Origin of the sequence: Brevundimonas vitisensis, from assembly GCF_016656965.1 — a bacterium.
GTDB lineage: Bacteria > Pseudomonadota > Alphaproteobacteria > Caulobacterales > Caulobacteraceae > Brevundimonas > Brevundimonas vitisensis.
The window spans coordinates 1293619-1315919 of the sequence record NZ_CP067977.1; the positions used below are offsets into that span (position 1 = coordinate 1293619).

At 68.3% G+C, this 22301-nt stretch carries 23 protein-coding genes and 1 tRNA gene; 21 read left to right on the forward strand and 3 right to left on the reverse strand.

The window, feature by feature from the left end; all coding sequences use genetic code 11:
* The first annotated feature begins 83 nt into the window (after nt 1-83).
* Nucleotides 84-158, forward strand: a tRNA-Gly gene (locus tag JIP62_RS06580).
* Nucleotides 159-164: 6 nt separating this feature from the next.
* Here JIP62_RS06580 and gcvA read toward each other — a convergent pair.
* Nucleotides 165-1094: a transcriptional regulator GcvA gene (gene gcvA, locus JIP62_RS06585; RefSeq protein WP_201104127.1), complete on the reverse strand. Its 930-nt coding sequence runs from the start codon at nt 1092-1094 to the stop codon at nt 165-167.
* A gap of 126 nt (nt 1095-1220) precedes the next feature.
* On the opposite strand from gcvA, the gene cysG reads away from it, so the two are divergent.
* The 16 genes from cysG to gspM all read left to right on the forward strand — a co-directional run bounded on the left by cysG (nt 1221) and on the right by gspM (nt 17088).
* On the forward strand, nt 1221-2600 hold the full coding sequence (cysG, locus tag JIP62_RS06590; RefSeq protein ID WP_201104129.1) for a siroheme synthase CysG: 1380 nt from the start codon (nt 1221-1223) through the stop codon (nt 2598-2600).
* Complete coding sequence (locus JIP62_RS06595) at nt 2597-2872, forward strand: DUF2849 domain-containing protein (protein ID WP_201104130.1); 276 nt, start codon at nt 2597-2599, stop codon at nt 2870-2872. Before cysG ends, JIP62_RS06595 begins: the two co-directional genes overlap by 4 nt.
* The gene (locus tag JIP62_RS06600; protein WP_201104132.1) at nt 2872-4536 is read left to right on the forward strand and encodes a nitrite/sulfite reductase; all 1665 of its coding nucleotides are present in this window, start codon (nt 2872-2874) and stop codon (nt 4534-4536) included. The genes JIP62_RS06595 and JIP62_RS06600 overlap by 1 nt, the downstream gene beginning before the upstream one ends.
* A complete protein-coding gene (locus tag JIP62_RS06605) occupies nt 4523-5626 on the forward strand; it encodes a phosphoadenylyl-sulfate reductase (protein WP_201104134.1) in 1104 nt (367 codons plus the stop codon). The genes JIP62_RS06600 and JIP62_RS06605 overlap by 14 nt, the downstream gene beginning before the upstream one ends.
* Before the next feature lie 33 nt (nt 5627-5659).
* Entirely contained in the window at nt 5660-6673 is a 1014-nt protein-coding gene (locus tag JIP62_RS06610) for a cysteine synthase A (protein ID WP_201104136.1), read from the forward strand.
* 122 nt (nt 6674-6795) lie between these two features.
* Nucleotides 6796-7686 (forward strand): type II secretion system protein N, encoded by an 891-nt coding sequence (locus JIP62_RS06615; protein ID WP_230974886.1) that lies wholly within the window; start codon nt 6796-6798, stop codon nt 7684-7686.
* Nucleotides 7683-9737, forward strand: coding sequence for a type II secretion system secretin GspD (gene gspD, locus JIP62_RS06620; RefSeq protein ID WP_230974887.1), 2055 nt, complete (start codon nt 7683-7685; stop codon nt 9735-9737). Before JIP62_RS06615 ends, gspD begins: the two co-directional genes overlap by 4 nt.
* Before the next feature lie 7 nt (nt 9738-9744).
* The gene (gene gspE, locus JIP62_RS06625) at nt 9745-11253 is read left to right on the forward strand and encodes a type II secretion system ATPase GspE (protein WP_201104138.1); all 1509 of its coding nucleotides are present in this window, start codon (nt 9745-9747) and stop codon (nt 11251-11253) included.
* On the forward strand, nt 11253-12467 hold the full coding sequence (gspF, locus tag JIP62_RS06630) for a type II secretion system inner membrane protein GspF (protein ID WP_201104140.1): 1215 nt from the start codon (nt 11253-11255) through the stop codon (nt 12465-12467). Before gspE ends, gspF begins: the two co-directional genes overlap by 1 nt.
* A gap of 11 nt (nt 12468-12478) precedes the next feature.
* Entirely contained in the window at nt 12479-13000 is a 522-nt protein-coding gene (gene gspG, locus JIP62_RS06635; RefSeq protein WP_201104142.1) for a type II secretion system major pseudopilin GspG, read from the forward strand.
* Nucleotides 12997-13539: a GspH/FimT family pseudopilin gene (locus JIP62_RS06640; protein WP_201104144.1), complete on the forward strand. Its 543-nt coding sequence runs from the start codon at nt 12997-12999 to the stop codon at nt 13537-13539. The genes gspG and JIP62_RS06640 overlap by 4 nt, the downstream gene beginning before the upstream one ends.
* Nucleotides 13532-13891 (forward strand): type II secretion system minor pseudopilin GspI, encoded by a 360-nt coding sequence (gene gspI / locus JIP62_RS06645; RefSeq protein ID WP_201104145.1) that lies wholly within the window; start codon nt 13532-13534, stop codon nt 13889-13891. The genes JIP62_RS06640 and gspI overlap by 8 nt, the downstream gene beginning before the upstream one ends.
* Nucleotides 13888-14535 (forward strand): type II secretion system minor pseudopilin GspJ, encoded by a 648-nt coding sequence (gene gspJ / locus JIP62_RS06650; RefSeq protein ID WP_201104147.1) that lies wholly within the window; start codon nt 13888-13890, stop codon nt 14533-14535. The genes gspI and gspJ overlap by 4 nt, the downstream gene beginning before the upstream one ends.
* Nucleotides 14532-15518 (forward strand): type II secretion system minor pseudopilin GspK, encoded by a 987-nt coding sequence (gene gspK, locus JIP62_RS06655; RefSeq protein ID WP_230974888.1) that lies wholly within the window; start codon nt 14532-14534, stop codon nt 15516-15518. The genes gspJ and gspK overlap by 4 nt, the downstream gene beginning before the upstream one ends.
* The gene (gspL, locus tag JIP62_RS06660) at nt 15515-16618 is read left to right on the forward strand and encodes a type II secretion system protein GspL (RefSeq protein ID WP_201104149.1); all 1104 of its coding nucleotides are present in this window, start codon (nt 15515-15517) and stop codon (nt 16616-16618) included. The genes gspK and gspL overlap by 4 nt, the downstream gene beginning before the upstream one ends.
* Nucleotides 16615-17088: a type II secretion system protein GspM gene (gene gspM, locus JIP62_RS06665; RefSeq protein WP_201104151.1), complete on the forward strand. Its 474-nt coding sequence runs from the start codon at nt 16615-16617 to the stop codon at nt 17086-17088. The genes gspL and gspM overlap by 4 nt, the downstream gene beginning before the upstream one ends.
* Here the strand turns inward: gspM and JIP62_RS06670 are convergent.
* Nucleotides 17085-17720: a TetR/AcrR family transcriptional regulator gene (locus JIP62_RS06670; protein WP_201104153.1), complete on the reverse strand. Its 636-nt coding sequence runs from the start codon at nt 17718-17720 to the stop codon at nt 17085-17087. The two genes, gspM and JIP62_RS06670, sit on opposite strands and share 4 nt — an antisense overlap.
* A 101-nt stretch (nt 17721-17821) precedes the next feature.
* On the opposite strand from JIP62_RS06670, the gene JIP62_RS06675 reads away from it, so the two are divergent.
* Genes JIP62_RS06675 through JIP62_RS06690 form a run of 4 tightly spaced genes read left to right on the forward strand, consistent with a single transcriptional unit; the run spans nt 17822 to nt 21699 of the window.
* Nucleotides 17822-18853: a phosphotransferase family protein gene (locus JIP62_RS06675; protein ID WP_201104154.1), complete on the forward strand. Its 1032-nt coding sequence runs from the start codon at nt 17822-17824 to the stop codon at nt 18851-18853.
* Between the two features lie 10 nt (nt 18854-18863).
* The gene (locus JIP62_RS06680; protein WP_201104156.1) at nt 18864-20162 is read left to right on the forward strand and encodes an acyl-CoA dehydrogenase family protein; all 1299 of its coding nucleotides are present in this window, start codon (nt 18864-18866) and stop codon (nt 20160-20162) included.
* The gene (locus tag JIP62_RS06685; RefSeq protein ID WP_201104159.1) at nt 20159-20926 is read left to right on the forward strand and encodes an SDR family NAD(P)-dependent oxidoreductase; all 768 of its coding nucleotides are present in this window, start codon (nt 20159-20161) and stop codon (nt 20924-20926) included. The genes JIP62_RS06680 and JIP62_RS06685 overlap by 4 nt, the downstream gene beginning before the upstream one ends.
* A complete protein-coding gene (locus JIP62_RS06690) occupies nt 20923-21699 on the forward strand; it encodes an SDR family NAD(P)-dependent oxidoreductase (protein WP_201104161.1) in 777 nt (258 codons plus the stop codon). The genes JIP62_RS06685 and JIP62_RS06690 overlap by 4 nt, the downstream gene beginning before the upstream one ends.
* Here the strand turns inward: JIP62_RS06690 and JIP62_RS06695 are convergent.
* Nucleotides 21672-22244: a MarR family winged helix-turn-helix transcriptional regulator gene (locus JIP62_RS06695; protein WP_201104163.1), complete on the reverse strand. Its 573-nt coding sequence runs from the start codon at nt 22242-22244 to the stop codon at nt 21672-21674. The genes JIP62_RS06690 and JIP62_RS06695 overlap by 28 nt on opposite strands.
* Nucleotides 22245-22301: the final 57 nt, after the last annotated feature.

The window sequence follows — 22301 nt, forward strand, 5'->3', positions numbered from 1 at the left end:
GAGACACGGCCGGGCTTTTCTTTTGCCAAGGCCTCGCTATGGTCCGCGCCCGTTCGCAGGACGTCAGACACGCGACGACCGGCGCGGCCGTAGTTCAGAGGTAGAACGTCAGCTTCCCAAGCTGAATGTCGCGGGTTCGATTCCCGCCGGCCGCTCCAATCGCCTCACAACTGATCCATGTTGTTGTCGTGGTGGACTGCCTCGCGCTTCAGCCAAGCGATGAAGGCGGCTGCACCCGGAGAGGGCGGCCGGTCGCGCGGCAAGACGATGTGATAGGCGAAACCGACCGCCTCGGACCCGTCCGGGAATGGCGCGACCAGGCGACCTGAGGCCAGATCGGCCTGCGCCAGTGTGCGCTTGGCCAGGGCCACGCCCCGGCCCGCCACCGCCGCCTCGATCAGCATGCCCGACTGGTTGAACCGCGAACCGCGCCGGGGATCGGGGTGACGCACGCCCCGCGCCTTCAGCCACATGGCCCAGTCCGGACGGCTGTGGTCGCCGTCGTTGGACATGTCGTGCAGCAGGGTATGATGTGCCAGGTCGGCGGGCCGCCGGATCGGATGATCTCCGCGCATCAGCGCCGGGGAACAGACCGGCAGGACCGTCTCGGTCAGCAGTCGTTCGGTCACGAAACCGGCATAGTCCCCGGGGCCGTAGCGCAGGGCGAGATCGACCTTGCCCTCGCCCACCGCCACCGGCTCCATATCAGCCGATATCCAGACTTCAACGTCCGGGTGTGCGGCATGAAAGTCGTCCATCCGCGGCATCAGCCACTTGGACGCAAAGGACGGCGCGACGCTGATCGACACCTGCGGGCGCCGAACCGGTTCACGCAGCATGGATGACGCATCCATCAGCCGCTCGATCCCCTCGGTCAGCAAGGGCACGGCAGCCCTGCCCCGATCGGTCAGCTGCAGTCCCCGCGGCTCGCGCTTGAACAGTGCGCTTCCGATGATGTCCTCCAGCAGGCGTATCTGCTGACTGACCGCGCCCGGCGTGACCGACAATTCTTCAGCGGCGCGAGAGAAATTCAGATGACGCGCCGCGCTCTCGAAGGCGCGAAGAGCATTGAGGGGAAGCAGCGGCCGGACCATGGCCCTTAGAAAACCTATCAGCCAGGCGAAGACAATCTGGTTTGTGCGAAAGCCTGACCGGGTCGATGACGTTCGTCGTCCCGTGCTGCGGCCATTCCGGCCCCGGAGCGGGCGTGGAGCGAGCCGATGCGCCTGTTTCTGGCGTCCATTCCCCTGGAGGATACCCGCGTCGTCGTGGTCGGCGGGGGCGAGCCGGCACTGGCCAAACTGCGGCTGTTCCTGGGCTCGCCTGCACAGTTGAGCTGGTTTGCGCCGGAACTGGACGCCAGCGCTCTGGAGATTCCCCGCACTGCGCCGAAACCGCAACGGCGCGAGCCGTCGGCCGCCGACCTCGATGGGGCGCGGCTGGTGTTCATCGCCCTGCCCGACCTGGAGCAAGTTGGGCGTATCGCCGCCCTGGCCCGCGCGGCGGGTGCCCAGGTCAATGTGGTGGACCAACCGGCCCTCAGCGACTTTCAGACCCCCGCCCTGATCGACCGGGACGAGGTGGTGGTGGGCATCGCCACGGGCGGATCGGCGCCCATCCTGGCCCGCGATATCCGCTCGCGAATCGAGGCGGTCCTGCCCGAGGGACTGGCCCATGTCGCCCGAATGGCGCGCGAACTGCGCGACACGGTCAAGTCCAGCGTGCCCGACTTCATGGCGCGACGCAGGTTCTGGGAGCGGGCGTTTCGCGGTCCTGCCGCCGACCTGGCCGCCGCCGGTCGGACGGCAGAGGCACGCCGCGAGATGCTGCGCCTGCTGAACCAGGCCGCGCCCGAACAGGGCATGGTCCATATTGTCGGCGCGGGGCCGGGCGATCCCGAACTGCTGACACTCAAGGCCCTGCGCGCCTTGCAGGACGCGGACGTCATCATCCACGACCGGCTGGTGCCCGATGCTGTCCTGGACCGGGCCCGCCGCGATGCACGCCGCCTCTATGTCGGCAAGACGCGCGGTGATCACTCGGTACCGCAGGACCAGATTGAACAGCTGATGATCGACGAGGCCCGCGCCGGTCATCGGGTGGTCCGACTGAAGGGCGGCGACCCGTTCGTCTTCGGCCGGGGCGGCGAAGAGCTGGCGTCGGTGAGAGCCGCGGGCATCCCCGTCTTCGTCGTGCCGGGCGTGACGGCGGCTCTGGCCTGCGCGGCCTCGGCCGGCATTCCGCTGACCCACCGCGACCATGCACAGGCCGTGACCTTTGTGACAGCCCAGGCCAAGCCGGGCGGCACCGACGCCGACTGGGCGCGACTGGCGGGCCCCAATCACACCCTGGCCATCTATATGGGCACGGACCGGGCAGCCGAGACGGCCGCTGCATTGATGGCCGCCGGACGAACCGGATCGACACCGGTCGCCGTGGTCGAGAACGGCAGCCGACCGGACGAGCGCATCCTGCACGGGCGACTGGACGGATTGGCTGCCCTGGTGCGCGGCGCGAACCTGACGGGTCCTGCCCTGCTGTTCGTGGGCGAAACGGCAGCGTTTTCATTGGCCGAGCCTGCGGCCGAGGTGGCAGCGTGAGCATCCTGACCGCCAACCGCCTGGACGACGGCCGGGTCATCTATCTGGGCGAGGACGATCGGGTTGTCGAAGCGATCGGCGAGGCCCGCGTGCTGGATGACAGTTCCGCCGAGGCCGCCCTGGCCTATGCCGCCGCCCGGCCCGGCATCTTCGTCAATCCCTATCTGGTCGAGACCGACGGGCATCGGCCCTCGGGTCGTGATCGACTGAAGGAAACCATCCGATCGGCCGGTCCGACCGTCGGCAACAGCCTGCGCCGAGAGACCCTCTGATGTACCGCTATGACGAGTTCGATACCGCCCTGGTGCGTGAGCGGGTCGCCGAATTTGCCGACCAGGTCGCCCGCCGGGCCTCTGGTGCCCTGACCGAGGACGAGTTCAAGCCGCTGCGGCTGATGAACGGCGTCTATCTGCAACTGCATGCCTATATGCTGCGGGTCGCAGTCCCCTACGGCACGATGAGCAGCGCCCAGATGCGGCGGCTGGCCCACATCGCCCGGACCTACGACAAGGGCTATGGCCATTTCACCACCCGGACCAACATCCAATACAACTGGCCGGCCCTGACCGATCTGCCGGCAATTCTGACAGAGCTGGCCGAGGTCGAGATGCACGCCATCCAGACCAGCGGCAACTGCATCCGCAACGTGACAACCGACGTCTTCGCCGGAGCCGCCGACGACGAGATCGAGGACCCGCGCCCGTGGTGCGAAATCCTGCGCCAGTGGTCGACCATCCACCCGGAATTCTCGTTCCTGCCGCGCAAGTTCAAGATCGCGGTGATCGCATCCGAGACGGATCGAGCCGCCATCCGCACCCATGACGTGGGCCTTCAGATCGTGCGGGGCGACGACGGCGGCACGGCCTTCCGCGTCTTCGTCGGTGGGGGCCAGGGCCGCCTGCCCCATATCGCCCAGGAGATCGCGACCGTGCCGGCCGCCGATCTGCTGGCCTATCTGACGGCCATCATCCGGGCCTGGAACCTGGAGGGTCGCCGCGACAACATCCACAAGGCGCGGATCAAGATCCTGGTCGCCAGCCTGGGGATCGAGGCTTTCCGCCAGAAGGTGGAGGCCCATTTCGCCACCCTGCGGCGCGAGGATCTGCGGATCCCAGACGCCGAGCGCGATCGGATCACGGCCTATTTTGCGCCGCCGCCCTTTGCCCAACTGGACCCCAAGTCCGCCGCCTTCGACCGGGCGCTGCTGGGCGATCCGGACTTTGGCCGGTTTGCCCGAAACAATGTGCGGCGTCATCGGACACCGGGCTATGCCAGCGTCGTCATTTCGCTGAAGCCCATCGACGGGGTGCCCGGTGACATCACCGATGCCCAGATGGAGGTCGTCGCCGACCTGGCCGAGCGGTTCTCGTTCGACGAGGTCCGCGCCGCCTATGAGCAGAACCTGGTCCTGCCACACGTCCGGCTCGACGATGTGCCGACGGTGTGGCGCGCTCTGCTGGACGCCGGCCTGGCCACCGCCAATGCCGATCTGGTCACCGACATCATCGCCTGCCCGGGCCTGGATTACTGCAGCCTGGCCAATGCCCGGTCGATTCCGGTGGCCCAGGCCCTGTCGCGCCAACTGGCCGACCTGGACTGGCAGGAAAAGGTCGGGCCGGTGCGGATCAATATGAGCGGCTGCATCAACGCCTGCGGTCACCACCATGTCGGCCACATCGGCGTTCTGGGCGTCGATCGAAAGGGCGAGGAATACTATCAGATCACCGTCGGTGGCTCGCCCGACGAACAGGCATCCCTCGGCGAGATCGTGGGCAAGAGCCTGCCCTCGGCCGAGGTCGCGCCCGCCATTGCCCGCGCCCTGGATCGCTATCTGGAAATCCGTCAGGGCGACGAGCGCTTCATCGACACCGTCCGCCGGGTCGGGGCAGATCCCTTCCGTGACGCCATCTATGAGACCGCCGATGCTGTTGCTTGATACCGTTCAGAACGGCCCCCGGCTGAAGGTCTCGACCCCGCTGGACGAAGTGGAGGCCGCCGCCGCCGATACCGAGTCCCTGGTTCTGGAGTTCGATGCCTTCCGCGACGGGCGCGGCTTTTCCCTGGCCTCCATCCTGCGCGAGCGTGGCTATACGGGGCAGCTGATCGCGGCGGGCAAGGTCCTGCCGGATCAGGCCCGGCATCTGCGCCGCTCCGGCTTCGATGCGGTGGAGCTGACCGAAGGCGCCGACCAGGCGCCCTGGCGGGCGATGGACCAGGCGTTCAATGCCGCCTATCAGCCTGCGATCGATCCGGAGCCGACGATCTGGCAGCGGCGCCTGGCCCTGGTCCCCAAGCCCCCGCAACCGGAGGCGGCGGATGACCTTGAAGCCCAGGCCGATCGCCTGAACGCGCAGGTCGGTGACGGCGATGCGACCGCCATTCTGAAGGCCGCGCTGGACCCGGCCCTGGGCCTGAACGTCGCTGCCATCTCGTCCTTCGGCGCGGAATCGGCCGTGCTGCTGCACCTGATCAGCCGGGAGCGGTCCGATCTGCCGGTGATCTTTCTGGAGACCGGCCAGCATTTCATGCAAACCCTGTCCTATCGCGCGCAGCTGACCCGGGACCTGGGCCTGACGGACGTGCGGCTGGTCACGCCGCAGCCCGAGGAAAAGGCGGCCCTGGACCCCCGCGACGACCTGTGGCGCACCGACGCCGACGCCTGCTGCGACCTGCGCAAGGTTCGGCCGCTGGCGCGTGCCTCGGCGGGGTTCACCGGCATCATCACGGGCCGCAAGCGGTTCCAGACCTCGGGCCGGGCGACACTGAAGCCATTCGAGGTGCTGGACGGCGTGCTGAGGATCAATCCGCTGGCCGATTGGACGGCGGACAGCATCGAAACCTGGCTGGAGACGCACGCCCTGCCGCGCCATCCCCTGGTCGAACAGGGGTTCCTGTCGATCGGCTGCTGGCCCTGCACCAAGGCGGTCGAGCCGGGTCAGGATGCCCGCGACGGCCGCTGGTCAGGTCTCGACAAGACCGAATGCGGCATCCACATGGGACGACGGCGCACCGATATCGCAGCCTGATCCACGCCTCCCTCTTTCGCTGAAAGACGCCCTGTGCCTATCACCCGATCCGTCATTGACCTCATCGGCGGGACGCCGCTGATCCGACTGAACCGTCTGTCGGATGAGACCGGCTGTGAAATCCTGGGCAAGGCCGAGTTCATGAACCCAGGCCAGTCGATCAAGGACCGCGCCGCCCTGTCCATCGTGCAGCAGGCCAAGGCTTCCGGTCGCCTGCGTCCCGGCGGGACGATCGTGGAAGGCACGGCCGGCAATACCGGAATCGGCCTGGCCCTGGTCGGCGCGGCCCTGGGTCATCCCGTCGTCATCGTCATGCCCCGGACCCAGTCCGAGGAAAAAAAGCTGGCCATCCGAGCCCTCGGCGCCCGGTTGATCGAGGTCGACGCCGCCCCCTTTTCCAGCCCGAACCACTTCGTCCACCACTCCGGTCGCCTTGCCAGGGAGCTGGACGAGACCCTGCCCAACGGGGCGATCTGGGCCGATCAGTTCGACAATGTCGCCAATCGCCTGGCCCACTATGCCGGGACCGGCCCCGAAATCTGGGAACAGACGGAGGGAAAGATCGACGCTTTCGTCAGTGCGGTCGGGTCTGGCGGCACCATCAGCGGTGTCGGTGCCTTCCTGAAGGAGCGTGATCCAAACATCCGCATCGCCCTGGCTGACCCCGCGGGCGCGGCCATGTTCAACTGGTTCACCAAGGGGGAGATGACCTCCGAAGGCTCGTCGATCACCGAGGGCATCGGCGTGGCGCGGATCACCGGCAACCTGGAAGGGTTTACGCCGGACCATGCCTATCGCATCGAGGATGCCGAGTTCCTGCCGCTGCTGTTCGATCTGGTGCGAGAGGAAGGGCTGTCGCTCGGCGGGTCGGCGGGCGTCAACATCGCCGGGGCCGTCAGGCTGGCGCGCGAACTGGGACCGGGCAAGACCATCGTCACGCCGCTTTGCGATCCCGGCTCTCGCTACGCCACCAAACTGTTCAATCCGGCCTTCCTGAAATCAAAGGGGCTGCCGGTGCCGGCGTGGACGGCCGAGGGCACCACTTAGGCCGCCTTCGGAGCAAGTTTCACGCAATCGCCGCCGGAACGTCACGAAGCCATGTGCGCCGGGGGCGGAGCGTTCGGCTAGGAACGCCCCCGCAGCCCGTCTAGGGCAAACGGGGCGTATCGGTGGTCGGCACTATCGGCTGGAACAGGGCCCGCAGCTGGAGCAGGGCGGCGCGCGAGACAGCGGGAACGCTGTCGGGCCGGCCTGAGTCCCTGCGCTGGTTGACCGAGGGCTTTCTGGCCCTGCTGCTGGTCGCGCAGGCTGTCTGGTTGGTCTGGGCCCTAGCCATGCCCGGATCGCGCGCTCTCAATCCCGTGACCGAGCCGACCGCCGACCTGTCGGTACTGGGCCGGTTCGACGCCTTCTTCCGCACCGGTGGCCGCAGCAGCCTGGCCGAGGTGACGGCGGCAGGATCCGAGCAGCTGCGCCTGTTCGGCGTTCGTGCCGGAGGGCCCGGTGCAGGTTCGGCCATTATCGGACTGGCCGACGGGCGCCAGGTCTCGGTGGGGGTGGGCGAAACGATCGAGCCCGGCCTTGTCCTCAGCGAAGTCGGTGCCGACTATGTCACCGTGGCGCGCGGGGCCTCCATCAGCCGCATCGACTTCAGCGAAGCCCCGACCGGTGCCGCCGCGCCTCCGCCGCCCCCGACCACACCCCAGATCGTTGGCCCGACCCCTGCACCGGCCCCCGCACCGACCGCAGCGCCAGCCGCCAGTGCGCCCACCGGGCCCGTTGTAGACCCTCGCCGCCTGATGGCCCAGGCCTCCCTGCGCCCCCGAATGAAGGGGTTGTCGATCAACGGATTCACCGTCAGCGCGGGCGGTGACGGATCGGCGTTGCGGGCTGCGGGCCTGCAGTCCGGCGATGTCATCCTCGCCGTCAACGGCACAGAATTGAACAGCCTGGGGGCCGCCAATGCCCTGCGGACCCAGCTCGCCCAGGCGACCTCGGCCGAGATCCGCTACGAGCGGAACGGCCAGGTCCGGACCACCACCATAAGGACCGGCTCTTGACCCATCCGACCCGACACCGTTCCGGCCTGGCGGCCGTGCTGGCCGCGGTTCTGGCCGCGTCCCTGCCTGTCTTCGTGGCCGCCCCGGCCATGGCCCAGGCGGGCGGACGCCAGACGCTGAACGTCCAGGGCGCCGACATTCGCGCCTTCATTCAGGACATTGCCCGCCTGACCGGCCGCACCTTCATCGTTGATCCGGCAGTGACGGGCACGGTGACGGTGACCAGCGACCGGCCGCTGACCCGCGGGGAGATCTATGAGGTTTTCCTGTCCACCTTGCGGGCCAACGGCCTGGTGGTGATCCCGACGTCGTCCGGTGCTTACCGGATCGCTCCGGCCCAGGGCGCAGCCCAAGGTCCCTCGACCGCGGGGACCGAACGGTTCGCCACCGAGGTCTTCACCCTCAGGAACATCGACGCAGCCTCGGCCGCCGAAACCATCCGCCCGCTGGTGGGCCCCCAGGGGCAGGTCCTGGCCAATCCCACCGGCAACACGGTGGTCGTCGCCGACTTCGCCGACAATATCGTCCGTATTCGCGGCCTGATCAGCCGGATCGACGTCGACCGCGCGGCCTATGAGGTGATCACGCTGGAAAACTCCTCGGCGCAGGAGATGGCAGCGGTTCTGGACGAGGTATTGGCCCCCGTCGGCGGACAGCCCGGCCAGGGCATGGTCTCGGTGACGCCGGTGCTCAGCTCCAACTCCCTGGTCCTGCGCGGCGATCCGGCAGCGGTGGCGCGGGTGGTCAATCTGGTCACCGACCTGGACGGGCGGGCCCAGACCTCGGCCGATGTGAAGGTCGTCTTCCTGCAGCACGCCGATGCCGAACAGCTGCTGCCTGTGCTGCAGCAGATGGTGGGCCAGCCGGTGACCGCGGCCACCGCCAATGCCGTTCCGACGACTGAGGGCACCGCCACAGCGCCCGCCGCCAGCGCCGCCGCGCCCGTGCCGGGCCAGCGCGCGGTGATCGCCCGCTTCCCCGGTGCCAATGCCCTGGTCATCTCGGCCCCGCCCGAGACCCAGCGGATGCTGGCCGACGTCATCGGCCAGCTGGACACCCGTCGCCAGCAGGTGCTGATCGAGGCCGTGGTGGTCGAGCTGTCGGACAATGCCGTGCGTCAGCTGGGCGTGCAGTGGGCGGTGGCCGGCGAGGACGGCAATCCCCTGGGCTTCACCAACTACTCCGACTCTGCCGTGCCGCTGCTGCCCATCGCGGGAGCCATCGCCAGCGACGATCTGGACGCTGACGATCCGGCGCGCGACACCATTCGCGACGCAGCGGTCAACAGCCTGCTGACCCTGAACGGCTTCGTCGGCGGGGGCGGGCTGCAGATCGGCGACGTGCTGCTGGGGGCCATCGTCAATGCGGTGAAGTCCGACAGCGGGTCCAACCTGTTGTCCACGCCCTCGGTCATGACCCTGGACAACCAGCCCGCCACCTTCCTGGCCGGTCAGGAAATCCCGGTGACCACCGGCGAGGTTCTGGCCGACAACAACTCCAACCCCTTCCGCACCACCGAACGCCAGGACATCGGCGTCAAGCTGGAAGTCCGGCCCCAGATCAATGCAGGTGGCTCCATCACCCTGCACATCCGCCAGGAGGTGTCGGCCATCGACACCCGTCTGTCGCTGAGCTCAACGGACCTGGTCCTGAGCAAGCGTGAGATCGAGACGACCCTGGTGGTCGACGACGGCGACATCGCCGTGGCCGGCGGGTTGCTGTCGCAGGACGAGCGGCTGACCGCGACACGGGTACCGGTGCTGGGCGATATTCCGGGTGTCGGGGCCCTGTTCCGCTCCACCTCGCGCCAGGCGGAGCGGACCAATCTGGTGATCTTCATCCGGCCGACGATCGTGCGGTCGCGCGCCGATCAGCAGCGGCTGAGCGCCCAGCGCTATGACTATGTCCGGGCCCAGGAACTGGCCATCGACCCCGCTGCCGAGCCGAACATCGACGTCCTGCTGCGCGACTATATGCGGACCCAGCCGCCGGTCGCCCCGTCGGCCGTGGACTTTCCGGTTCAGGGCGCGCCCCTGGCTCCGACCGAATAGCGCCGCCATGATCACCCTGGTCAATCCGACCCTGCCCTATGGCTTCGCCAAGCGTCACGGCGTGATCCTGCTGGATGCGGGGGACGTGGCGCTGATCGGGCTGCGCGAGGGGGCCGATCCCGCAGGGCTGATCGAAACGCGCCGGGCCCTGGGCCGCCCCATCCGCGTTCAGACCCTGACCCAGGCGGCGTTCGATCGCGAACTCTCGCAGGTCTATGCCGGGGACCACCTGAACGCGACCAACGGCGGCGAAGACCTGGACATGCCGTCGGGCCTGGACAGCCTGATCGACGACATCCCGGCGACGGCGGACCTGCTGGATACAGCCGACGACGCCCCCGTCATCCGCCTGATCAATGGCGTGATCGCCGAGGCCGTGCGCGCCGGGGCCTCGGACATCCACCTGGAGCCGTTCGAACACGCCCTGGTCGTCCGGATGCGGATCGATGGCGTGCTGCGCGAAACCCTAAGCCTGAACCCCCGGATCACGCCGCTGCTGGTGTCGCGGGTCAAGGTGATGGCGCGGCTGGACATCGCCGAGAAACGCATCCCTCAGGATGGGCGGATTCCCCTGGCCCTGGGCGGCAAGACGCTGGACGTGCGCGTTTCGACCCTGCCCTCGCGCGCGGGCGAGCGGGTTGTGCTGCGTATTCTGGATAAGGATCAGGCCGATCTGAAGCTGGAGGACCTGGGCATGGGCCCGAATGCTCTGGCTGCCTTCAGGAGCGCCCTGGCCGAGCCGAACGGCATCATCCTGGTCACCGGACCGACCGGGTCGGGCAAGACCACCAGCCTCTATGCCGGTCTGACCCTGCTGAACGATGCCAGCCGCAACATTCTGACGGTCGAGGATCCGGTCGAATATGCCATCGACGGCGTCGGCCAGACCCAGGTGAACGTCAAGGTCGGCATGACCTTCGCTGCCGGCCTGCGGGCCATCCTGCGCCAGGACCCCGATGTCGTGATGGTCGGCGAGATCCGCGACGTGGAGACGGCCGGAATCGCTGTCCAGGCCTCGCTGACGGGCCATCTGGTGCTGTCCACCGTGCACACCAACGACGCAGCGGGAGCGGTGACGCGCCTGCGCGACATGGGGATCGAGCCCTTCCTTCTGGCCTCCACACTGCGGCTGATCGTGGCGCAGCGTCTGGTCCGTCGGCTGTGCGGCCATTGCCGCCGCGAGGAGGACGCCGATCCCGCGACGACCAAGCTGCTGGGGGTCAAGACCGGCAAGCGCGTCTGGCGGCCGCAGGGCTGCGCCCACTGCAACAACACCGGCTACACCGGCCGGGTCGGCCTGTATGAGACCATCCGCATCGACGACCGTATTCGTCGTCTGATCGCGGCCGAGGCGGGCGAGGAGGCGATCAACGCCGCCGCCTTCGCCCAGGGCGGCACTCTGACCGAGGCGGCCCGGCGACTGGTCCTGGAGGGCGTCACCTCGGTCGAGGAAGCCGTCCGCGTGACCCGGCAGGACGTGGCGGTGGACGAGCCCGCGCGCGAGGTCGCGGCCTGATGGCGGCCTTCGACTATGTCGCGGTGGACGCAGGCGGCCGCACGGTCTCGGGCGCGCTGGATGCCGCCGATGAAGGCGCGGCGCGGGCCCTTCTCGGACGGCGCAAGCTGGTTCCGCTTCAGATCGTGCCGACGCGCGGCGTCACCCAGAAGGCGGAGCGCAGCCTGCCGTCGCGCGGCAAGCTGGATTCCAAGACCCTGGCCCTGACGACCCGGCAACTGGCCACCCTGATCTCGGTCGCGCCGATCGAGGAGGCCATCCGCACCCTGATGTTGCAGGCCGATCGTCCGCATGTTCGCCGCGTCCTGAGCGGGGTCCACGCCGGAGTGATGGAGGGACGCCGCCTGTCGGAGGCAATGGGATTGCAGGGGCAGGCCTTCCCTCCCCTCTACCGCGCCATGGTGGCGGCTGGCGAAAGCTCGGGTGCCCTTCAGCCGATTCTGGAGCGCCTGGCCGACGGGCTGGAGCGCGACCAGATGGTGCGGGGCAAGGTGATCACCGCCCTGGTCTATCCGGCTGTGCTGGCGGTCGTGGCGCTCGGGGTAATCGTCGCCCTGATGACCTTTGTCGTGCCCAAGGTCGTCGAGCAGTTCGAAAGCATGAACCAGGCCCTGCCCCTGCTGACGCGGATCGTCATCGGGGTGTCGGACCTGATGCGGAACTGGGGCTGGATCCTGGTGCTGGTGGGTCTATGCGCGGCGGCGGGGCTGGGCGTCGCCCTTCGGAATCCGGCGTTGAGGCTGAAGGTCGACGGGGGCCTGCTGCGGCTGCCGGTGATTGGGCGACTGACCCGCGACCTGCATGGAGCGCGGATGGCCAGGACGCTGGCCACCATGATCGCCTCGGGCCTGCCGGTGCTGGAGGGTCTGACCACCACGGCCCGGACGGTGTCGAACCGCCGGCTGCGGCTGGCGACGGAGACCATGGCAGAGGCCGTGCGCGAGGGCGGCGGCCTGTCGGCGGCGATGCGCCGCGCCGACGTCTTCCCACCCCTGCTGGTCTATATGACGGCATCCGGCGAAAGCAGCGGGCGGCTGGAACCGATGCTGGAGCGCGCCGCCGACTACTTGGAGCGCGAATTCTCGAACTTCACCGCCGTGATGCTGAGCCTGCTGGAGCCGGCGATCATCGTGTTCATGGGCGGCGTGGTGGCGCTGATCGTGCTGTCGATCCTGCTGCCCATTCTTCAGATCAATACCCTGGCCATGGGTTGATGGAGCGTATCATGTTTTTCCCCAACACCTTCCGCGCGGCGGCCCGTTCCGTGAAGACGGGCTCCATCCGCGCTCAAGCAGCGCGCCGCCGCGCGGCAAGCGGTAGCGCCCTTAACCGGGAAGGCTTCACCCTGGTCGAACTGATGGTGGTCATCGTCATCATCGGCCTGCTGGCCACGGTCGTGGCGATCAATGTCCTGCCCAGCCAGGATCGGGCCATGGTGGGCAAGGCGCGGGCGGATATCTCGGTGCTGGAACAAGCGATCGAGACCTATCGCCTCGATAACCTGACTTTCCCGACGTCGCAGCAAGGCTTGCAGGCCCTGGTCGCACCGCCGGCCGACCTGGCCCGGCCCGAGCGCTATCGTCAGGGCGGATACATCCGTCGCCTGCCTGAGGATCCCTGGGGCAACCCCTATCAGTTCCGCCGCCCCAGCGCGCATGGGCAACAGTTCGACGTCTATTCCTATGGCGCGGACGGCAAGGAAGGCGGCGAAGGCGACGATGCCGACCTCGGCAACTGGCAGGAATGACGTTCGAGGCCGCTATCGCGCGCGACGCGGTCGCCCGCTGTCTGAGCGCGACCCAGCGGTGCCTTGCTGAAGCCACGCGCCGCCGCGCGGTGAGCGACGGCACCCGAAGGCATGACGGCTTCACCCTGGTCGAGCTGCTGATGACGATGGCGATCCTGGGGCTGGCGGCGACTGCGGTCGTGATCGCAGCTCCGGACCCTCGGCCCAGCCTGGGCGAGGAAGCAGACACCTTTGCTGCACGCCTGGTCAAGGCGCGCGAGGAATCCCTGCTGAGCAACCGACCGGTCGCCATGGAGGCGACGGCCGAAGGCTATGGCGTCTCGACCTTCGACGGGCGCCAGTGGACGGCCCTGAGCGAAGGTCCGTTCCAGCCCGGCCAATGGCAGGAGACGACCGGCGTGGAGCTGGCAGACGACGGGGTCCGCATCGTGTTCGATCCCACCGGCGTGGCCGAGCCCGCAACCGTCACCCTGTTCCGGGACGCCGCCCGCATTGCCGTGACCGTGGACGCGGCCGGCGAGGTCCGGATCGATGACTAGTCGCGCCGGCTTCACCCTGATCGAGATGCTTGTGGCGCTCGCCGTCTTCGGGCTGGCGGCCCTGGCCCTGCTGAATCTGGCGGGAGAAAATACTCGGTCGGCGGCGCGGGTGGAGACACGGACGGTCGCGGGCATCGTGGCCGAGAATCTGGCCGTTCAGACCCTGATCGACGTCGATCCCCCGGCCATGGGCGAAACGAGGGGCGAGACGGCGATGGCCGGACGCACCTGGACCTGGACCAGGGTCGTGAACGGCACCGACGATCCCGATATCCTCAGCATACGGATCGCCGTCACCGAGAGCGGCGAACAGGTGGCGGATGTCACTCTGTTCCGGGCCAATGCGTCATGACCGGGCCCGGCCAGAACCACGCTCAAGCAGCAAGCGCCCGCGGCGCGAGCGGTAGCGCCAGACAGTCAGGCTTCACCCTCGTCGAGGTGCTGATTGCGCTGATGATCTTTGCCTTGATCGCGGCGGCGGGGACCGGCGTGATTGCCGTCTCGATCGACAATCGGTTTGCGGTGAAGGAATCGACCGACAAGACCGCCGAACTGCAACGCTCGCGGGCCCTGCTCAAGGCCGACATCGGCCAGGTGGTAACCCGGCGCTCGCGCGATCTCACAGGTCAGGTCGAACCGGTGGCCTTGCGCGGCGGGTCTGCCCCGGCGGAACCTTTGCTGGTGCTGAACCGGTCGGGGTGGAGCAATCCCGGCGAGCGAGATCGTGCCTCTCTGCAACGGGTGGAATACCGGCTGGTGGAAGATCGGCTGGAGCGCCGCGTCTTCACGCATCTGGACGGCGCACGACCGGGCCCGCCACAGGTTCTGTTTCGCCAGGTCGAGGCCGCCAGCATCGCCTTCGTCAGCGCGGGACAGGAGACGCCGACCTTCACCCCGGCGCAAAATCGACCCCTGCCCGACGCCATCCGCATTCGCCTGGTCGTGCGGGGCTATGGTCAGATCGAGCAGCTGTTCCTGGTCGGGAGCGGCCGATGAGCCAGGCGCGCCGCGATCGCGAAGGCATGGCCCTGCTGACCGTTCTGCTGATGGTCGCGGTCATGGCGGCAATTGCGGTGCTGGTCCTGGATGATGTGCGGTTCTCGGTTCGACGCGCGACCAATGCCGCCACATTGGGCCAGGCCCAATGGTATGCCCTGGGGGCAGAGGCCCTGGCGCGCAGGCAGATTGCGAGGCTGAACCGTGCTGATCCGGTCCGCACGCCCCTGAGCCCGGACTGGAACGGACGCCTCCTGGCCTTTCCGATCGAAGAGGGCGAGCTGCGCGCGGTGGTCACCGACGGGCAGGCCTGTTTCAACCTGAACAGCGTGGTTCAGGGCGCGGGCGAGGCCCTGACCGCGCGGCCACGCGGTGCCCTGCAACTGGTCGCCCTGGGCCGCGCCGTGGGCATAGACGAGGGGCGAATGCGGGGCATTGCCGATGCCCTGACCGACTGGATCGACAGCGACCAGTCGCCATTGCCGCGCGGGGGCGAGGACGGGGCCTATGCGGGCCGAACCGTGCCTTACCGCACCGCCGGAACCCTCTTGGCCGAGGTCAGCGAGCTGAGGGCCGTCAAGGGCGTGGACGCCGACGCCTATCGCCGCTTGCGCCCCTATCTTTGCGCCCTGCCCTACAGCGTTCTGTCGCCGATCAATCCCAATACCCTGCGGCCAGAGCAAGCCCCCCTGCTGGTCATGCTGGCCGAAGGCAGCCTGAGTGCCCAGGCGGCGCGGTCGGCGATCGCGGCGCGGCCCGCAGACGGCTGGACCGACGTCGGGGCCTTCTGGAACCAGCCGGCGATGTCGAGCGTGGAACCGGCATCGGACGTCTATGACCAGATCACCCTGAGGACACAGTTCTTCGCCTTGAGGGTCGACGTCGACTACGGCGGTGCGCGCGCCGTCCGCACGACCCTTTTGCAAATCACTTCCGACGGGTCCGTCAGGCCCGTCATCAGTCGCTGGACACCCGACGAATGAGCCGAACACGACTTGTCCTGATGCCTGCCCTGGCCGGAGAACCCGCGCCCTGGCTGATCGTCGATGCCGCAGGCACCGTGCTGGAGCGCGGCCTGCTGTCTCTGGAGAGCCCGGCCGTCGGTCCCGCCCTACGGACCGTGGCCGTCGTGCCGGGGGCCGATGTGCTGATCCGCTGGCTGGACCTGCCGCCGGGCAATGTCGCGCAGCAGAGGGCAGCGGCCCTTTGGGCGCTCAAGGATGATCTGGCGGCGACGCCGGAACGCGTGCGGCTGTCGCTGGGCCGCGCCGTGGCGGGCGAGCCGCGCCTGGCGGCGGTGGTGTCCGACCCCCTGGTCCAGGCGTGGACCGACTATCTGACGAGCCTGGGCCTGCGGGCCGATGCCCTGGTGCCCGACTGTCTGACCGTGCCGGAACCGGTCGACCCGGCCGTGCTGGCGGCGGTCGGATTTGGTCCCAGCCTGGCCCTGCGCGGGCATCGGTTCGCCGCCAGCGTGGAGCCGGATTTGGCCGAGCTGATCGCCGGGGATCGCACGATCGTGGCGGTCGAGGACGGGGCACAGGTCGAGCGGATGCTGATCCAGGCTGCGCTGAACCCGCCCATCGACCTGCTGTCGTCGGGTGGTCGGGCGACCGGCGAAGGTCTTCGCCCCTGGCGACGCGCGATGGCTTTGGCCGCAGCGGTCGTGATCGCGCCTCTGGTCATCACCCTGGCCCTGGCCGCTCGCGATGATCTGGCAGCGCGCGAGGACCGGCGGGCGTCCGAAGCCGCAGCGCGGCGCGCCTTTCCCGACATGGCCCCTGGCGTCGATCCGGTCGCCGAGGCCGAGCGGCGGCTGGCGACGGCCGCGCCCCCCGGCGGTGTCGCCGTGGCGGCGGCGGTGTTGTTCGCAGCACTGGAAGGCGTAGAGGGTGCCGAGCTGGACAGCCTGAACGCCGACCCCGCAGGCGGCGTCCGCGCCACCGTCAGCTATCCGGCCTATCAGGACCTGGAAGCCATGCAGACAGCGGTAGCGGCAGCAGGGCTGATGCTGACCGATACCTCGACCATCGACGACAATGGACGGGTGGTCAGCGATGTAGTGATCGGAGCGGGCGCATGAAGGCCATGATCGAACAGGCCCGCGGCTGGTGGACCGGGCGGTCGCCGCGCGAGCGGGTGATGCTGAGTGTGATGGGGGCGCTGATCGCGGCCCTGGCCCTGTGGTTTCTCGTGGTCGCACCGGCGCTGAGCTGGCGCACCGAAGCCGCCGAGCGCCGGGCCGAGGCCAATGCCCAGCGGGCCCGCATCGAAGCCGGGCTGGCGCGCATGCAGGGTTCTTCCAACAGCACCATGACGGTGAACGACATGGAGCAGGTCGCGGGCCAGACGGCGACAGCGGCATCCCTGAACGTCGCCTTGGCACCGGAGGACGGCGGTCTGGGCTTTACCGTCACCCAGGCCACCACCGGGGCTCTGTTCGGGTGGCTGGCCCAGTTGCAGGCCGAGCACGGCATGACCCCACGCACCCTGGTCGTCAGCGAGAATGCCGACGCCACCTTGTCGGCACAGGGCGTATTTGCGGGCGGTTAGCCCTCCAGAAAGGCGGCGACGGCGGACGCCAGTTGGCTGACACCGTCGTCACAGGTCGCCGCATCCCAGTCGGCAAAGGCGGCGTGGGTGCAGAACTGCTCGATCTGAAACACCAAGAGATGGGCGGACATCCGGCGGGACCGCCCCGGTGCATCTCTGGTGAAGCGAAACGCCTCAAGGCGTCCGCCTAGATCGTCGAACAGGGCATCGCGTTGGCGCGTGATCTCGGCCAGGAAGCCGGGGTCGGCCCCGATCGCGACGTTGAACAGGGACACCGCCGCGCGCCGCTCGCTGAAGACCTGCATATAGCGCCGAATCCAGGGACTGATGGTTTCGGGTGACGGCCGCGCTCCGAGGTCCGTCAGCCGGTGATACAGCCGCCGGTGGGCCATCATGTCCTGGATCAGCAGGTCACGCAGCAGGGCGTCCTTGCTTTCGTAATGCAGATAGAAGGTCGCCCGCCCCACTCCGGCCCGCAGGGCGATCTGGTCGATGGTCGCCTCGATGTAGGAGGTTTCGGCGAACAGGTCGCGCGCACCCGACCGCAGACGGTCGCGGGTCAGGGCACGCTGCGCCTCGCGAAGGCTAGGGCGGCGCGCAGATGTCGAACCTTCGGTGGTCAAGGCGGTCATGGGGTGAGTCGGCCATCGCAGGCCCGATATCGATCGACTACCATATACTAACTGGACTGTCAGTCTTGCTAATGCCGCATCGTCGGCTCAGGTTGATGGTCATGACGCAGGACGAGATTTCGCGACTGACGGCCTGGCTGGACGAGAACGCGCCGCAACTCGGCACCGGTCCACTGGCGACGTGTGTCCTGAGTGGCGGGGCCAGCAATCTGGTGATGGCCATCCGGCGCGGCGATGGGGCCGAGGTCGTGCTGCGGCGGCCGCCGACCCGGCCCCGGCCGGACAGCGAAAAGATCATCGGACGCGAGGCTCGCGTTCTGGCCGCTCTGTCCGGCACGGACGTCCCGCATCCAGCCTTCATCGCCTATTGCGACGATCCGGACGTGATCGGCGTGCGGTTCTATCTGATGGCCCTGGTCGATGGCTGGCTGGGACACTACGAGACGCCGCCCGCTCCGTTCGATCGTCCGGGCCCGGATCGGCGCTCGATCGGCTTTGCCCTGGTCGACGGGATCGCGCGCCTGGCCAATGTGGATTATCGCGCGGTTGGTCTTGAGGGGTTTGGACGGCCAGAAGGCTTTCTGGAGCGGCAGGTCGAGCGCTGGCGCTCGCAGCTGGCATCCTATGCCGAGACCGAAAACTATCCGGGTCGCGACATTCCGGGTCTGGCCTATGCCGCCGACTGGCTATCGGCCAATAGGCCAAAAGCCTCGCCCGCCGGCATCATCCACGGCGACTACAGTTTCGCCAACTGCCTGTTCGAGCGCACGACGCCCGCGAGGGTTGCGGCCATGATCGACTGGGAACTGGCCACGGTCGGCGATCCGCTGCTGGACCTGGGCTGGGTCTGTTACGGCTTTCGCGGACGCAACGATCCGGATCCTGCGGGCTATTTCGACGCGACCGACTTTCCGTATCGCGAGGAACTGGCCGAATACTACGCCGAACGGACGGGCCGGTCGGTCGAGCACCTGACCTATTACATGGTTCTGGCGCAGTACAAGCTGGCGGTGATCATGGAACGCCACTACGCGCGGTTCCTAAGCGGGCGTCAGGCCCATGCCGCCGATTCCGAAAACTTCGTGCTGCGCCTGGCCGCCAAGGCCGGGGCGATGGCGCGCGCGCACGGCTGAAGGACAGACGATGATCGATTTCGCCATCGAGCCCGAGTTCGAGGAACAGCTGGCCTGGGTCCGTGCCTTTGTGGCCGAGGAGGTCGAGGCCATGGACCTGGTCTTCGACGATATGAGCGCGCCCTATGACCGCTCGAACCTGGCGGCCCGCGCCGCGCTGAAGCCGTTGCAGGACGAGGTGAAGCGCCGGGGTCTGTGGGCCGCCCATCTGCCCGCCCACGACGGCGGGGCCGGGATCGGACAGGTCAAACTGCTGCACATCAATGAGATCCTGGGCCGCACCGACTGGGGCCCGGTCGTGTTCGGCTGTCAGGGACCTGACAGCGGCAATTCCGAAATCCTGGCCGCCTTCGGCACCGAAGACCAGAAGGCACGATGGCTGAAGCCCCTGGTCGCGGGCGAGATGTACTCCTGCTTTTCCATGACCGAGCCGACCGGCGGGGCCGATCCCACGCGGCTGAAGACCCAGGCCGTCCGGGACGGCGAAGACTGGGTGATCACCGGGGACAAATGGTACGCCAGCCATGCGCAATATGCCGACTTCATCATCGTGGCCGCCGTGACGGATCCGGACGCCGAGCCGCACCTGAGAAACACCCTGTTCATCGTGCCAAAGGGGGCGCCGGGACTGGAGATCGTGCGCGAGGTCGGCTTCTTCGGTGAGCCGGAAGGGGTCGGCGGCCATCCCTATATCCGCTTCAACGCCCTGCGCCTTCCCGACAGTGCGCGGCTGGGCGACCGAGGCGGTGGATTTGCGGTGGCGCAGGCCCGGCTGGGCGGCGGGCGCATCCACCACGCCATGCGCGCGATCGGCCTGTGCCAGCGCGCCATCGACATGATGACCGAACGGGCCGTCAGCCGCGAGGTCGCGGGCGGGCGGCTGATCGACAAGCAGAGCGTCCAGAACGACATCGCCGCCAGCGCCATCGCCCTGCGTCAGTTCCGGCTTCAGGTGCTGCACGCCGCCTGGATGTTCGATGCAGGCCTGGGTCATGGGCGGGAGGGACGGCTGGCTGTCTCCATGGTCAAGGTCGCCACCGCCGACATCACCAGGGACATCCTCTGGAAGGCCATGCACATGCACGGCGCGCTGGGCACCTCGAACGAACTGCCCTTCGGCAAATGGCTGGGTCTGGCCGCCATGTTCGGCATCGCCGACGGGCCGACGGAGGTGCACCTGTCCTCGGTGGCCAAGGCCCTGTCGCGCGGCGTGGAGCCCTGGCCCGGTCTGTTCCCGCGAGAGCATCTTCCGACCCGGCGCATCGCGGCGCGGGCCAAGCTGGCCAGATACACGGAGGCGGCGGCATGAGCGGGTTCGACCTGACGGGCAAGGTCGCCCTGATCACGGGCGGCACGCGCGGGCTGGGGCGGGAGATGGCCCTGGGGTTCGCGCGGGCCGGGGCCGACGTCATCGTCTCCAGCCGCAAGGCTGAGGCGTGCGAGGCGATGGCGGCGGAGATCCGCAGCCTGGGACGCCGGGCCGCCGCCCTGCCCTGCAACGTCGGCAACTGGGAGGCCGTGGACGAGCTGGCCGAGGCCGCATGGTCCGCCTTTGGACGGATCGACGTGCTGGTGAACAATGCCGGCATGTCTCCCGTCGCCCCGTCCAGCGTCGAGACGACCGAGGCCCTGTTCGACAAGGTGGTGGCCGTCAATTTCAAGGGGCCGTTCCGCCTGACCGGCCTGATCGGATCGCGCATGGCCGAGGGAGCGGGCGGCAGCATCATCAATGTGTCCTCGATCGGGGCGCTGAAGCCCTCGCCCTGGATCGCGCCCTATGCCGGGGCCAAGGCGGCGCTGAACGCCATGTCGATCGCCCTGGCCCAGGAGTTCGCGCCCAGGGTCCGGATCAATGTCATCTCGCCCGGCGGTTTCCTGACCGACATCGCGGGTGACTGGGCCACGGACGAGGAGGCGGCGCGGGCGACCGCCCTGAACCGCTGGGGTCGACCGGACGAGATCGTCGGCACGGCACTTTATCTGGCGTCCGACGCCTCCAGCTATACGACGGGCGCGAACATCCGCGTCGACGGCGGATCCTTCTGGGACGCCAAGGGTGGAGGCCGGTCATGAGCCGTGGACAGATCGCCCTGATCACCGGTGCGGCGGGCGGTATTGGCCTGGCTATCGCCCAGCGCTATGCCCGCGACGGCATGGAGGTCATCCTGACCGACCTTCAGGCCGAGGCTGGCGAGCGGGAGGCGAAGGCCATTCGCGAGGCGGGCGGCCGGGCCCGGTTCATTGCCTGTGACAGTTCGGACGAGGCGGCCGTGCAGGGCCTGGTCGATACGGTGGAGGCTGAGGTCGGTCCCATCACCGTCGCCGTCTGTTCGGCCGGGATCAGCAAGGGGGGCAAGCCCTTCTACGAGACGTCGCTGGCCGACTTCACCCAGGTGCTGAACGTCAATCTGATCGGGGCCTTCATCGTCGGCAAGGCGGTGGCCCAGGCCATGATCGCCTCGGGCACCAGGGGATCGATCATCCACATTTCCTCGGTCGGGGCGGTGCTGGGGGTCGAGACCTCGCCCGCCTATTGCACCTCGAAGGGCGGGCTGGGGATGCTGACCAAGGTGATGGCCCTGGCAATGGCCCGGCACGGCGTGCGGGTGAACGCCATCGGACCAGGCCCCACATGGTCGCCCATGACCCAGGCCGCCCTGGACCAGCCCGCCGTGGACATGATGCTGTCGCGTACGCCCATCGGACGGTTTGCCGAGGCCGAAGAGATCGCGGGGGTGGCCGCCTTCCTGGCCGGACCGGACGCGAGCTATGTCACCGGCCAGACCCTGTATGCCGACGGCGGACGGCTGGCCCTGAACTATGTGGTGCTGCCGGTCTCGGCCTGATCGACCGGGATGGCCTGGGTCAGAAGTGCCAGCAGGTCGGGCAGGACCTGTTCCAGGGCCGCGCGGCGTTCCGCGTCGAGATTGGCGATCGCCCAGTATTCCGGCGGAGCCTGGTTCTCGATGATGTCGGTGATCGCGTGATTGCCCGCCGTCGTCAGAGTGACGATGCCGGCACGCCGATCCTTCGGATTGGTCCGGCGTGTGACATAACCCAATGCTTCCAGCCGGGCGATCGGCTTTGTCAGGCCCGGCAGGCTGACCCAGTGGCTGTCCCGCAGTTGAGTGGGTGAGGATTCGAATGGCGGACCCAGCCGCTTCAGCGCGCCCAGCACGGCGACCTCGACATGGGTCAGGCCGTTCGCACGCGCCACCCGGTCGACCGAAGCCTCCACGATCCGGCCCAGTTGCAGCAGTTGCCAGCGCACGGTGGCGGCGAACGGATCCAGCTGCGGCCAGACCTGAAGGCCCGCCAGGAGAATGTCCCGCTGCTGGGCTACAGCCTTGGAATCCGGCGCAGGCTCAGAATTTCTGGGGTCGGCGCTCATCACATCTCCCTTGCCGATGCGGCGCAGGCCAAGCAAGGCCTTCGCAGTGCAGCGATC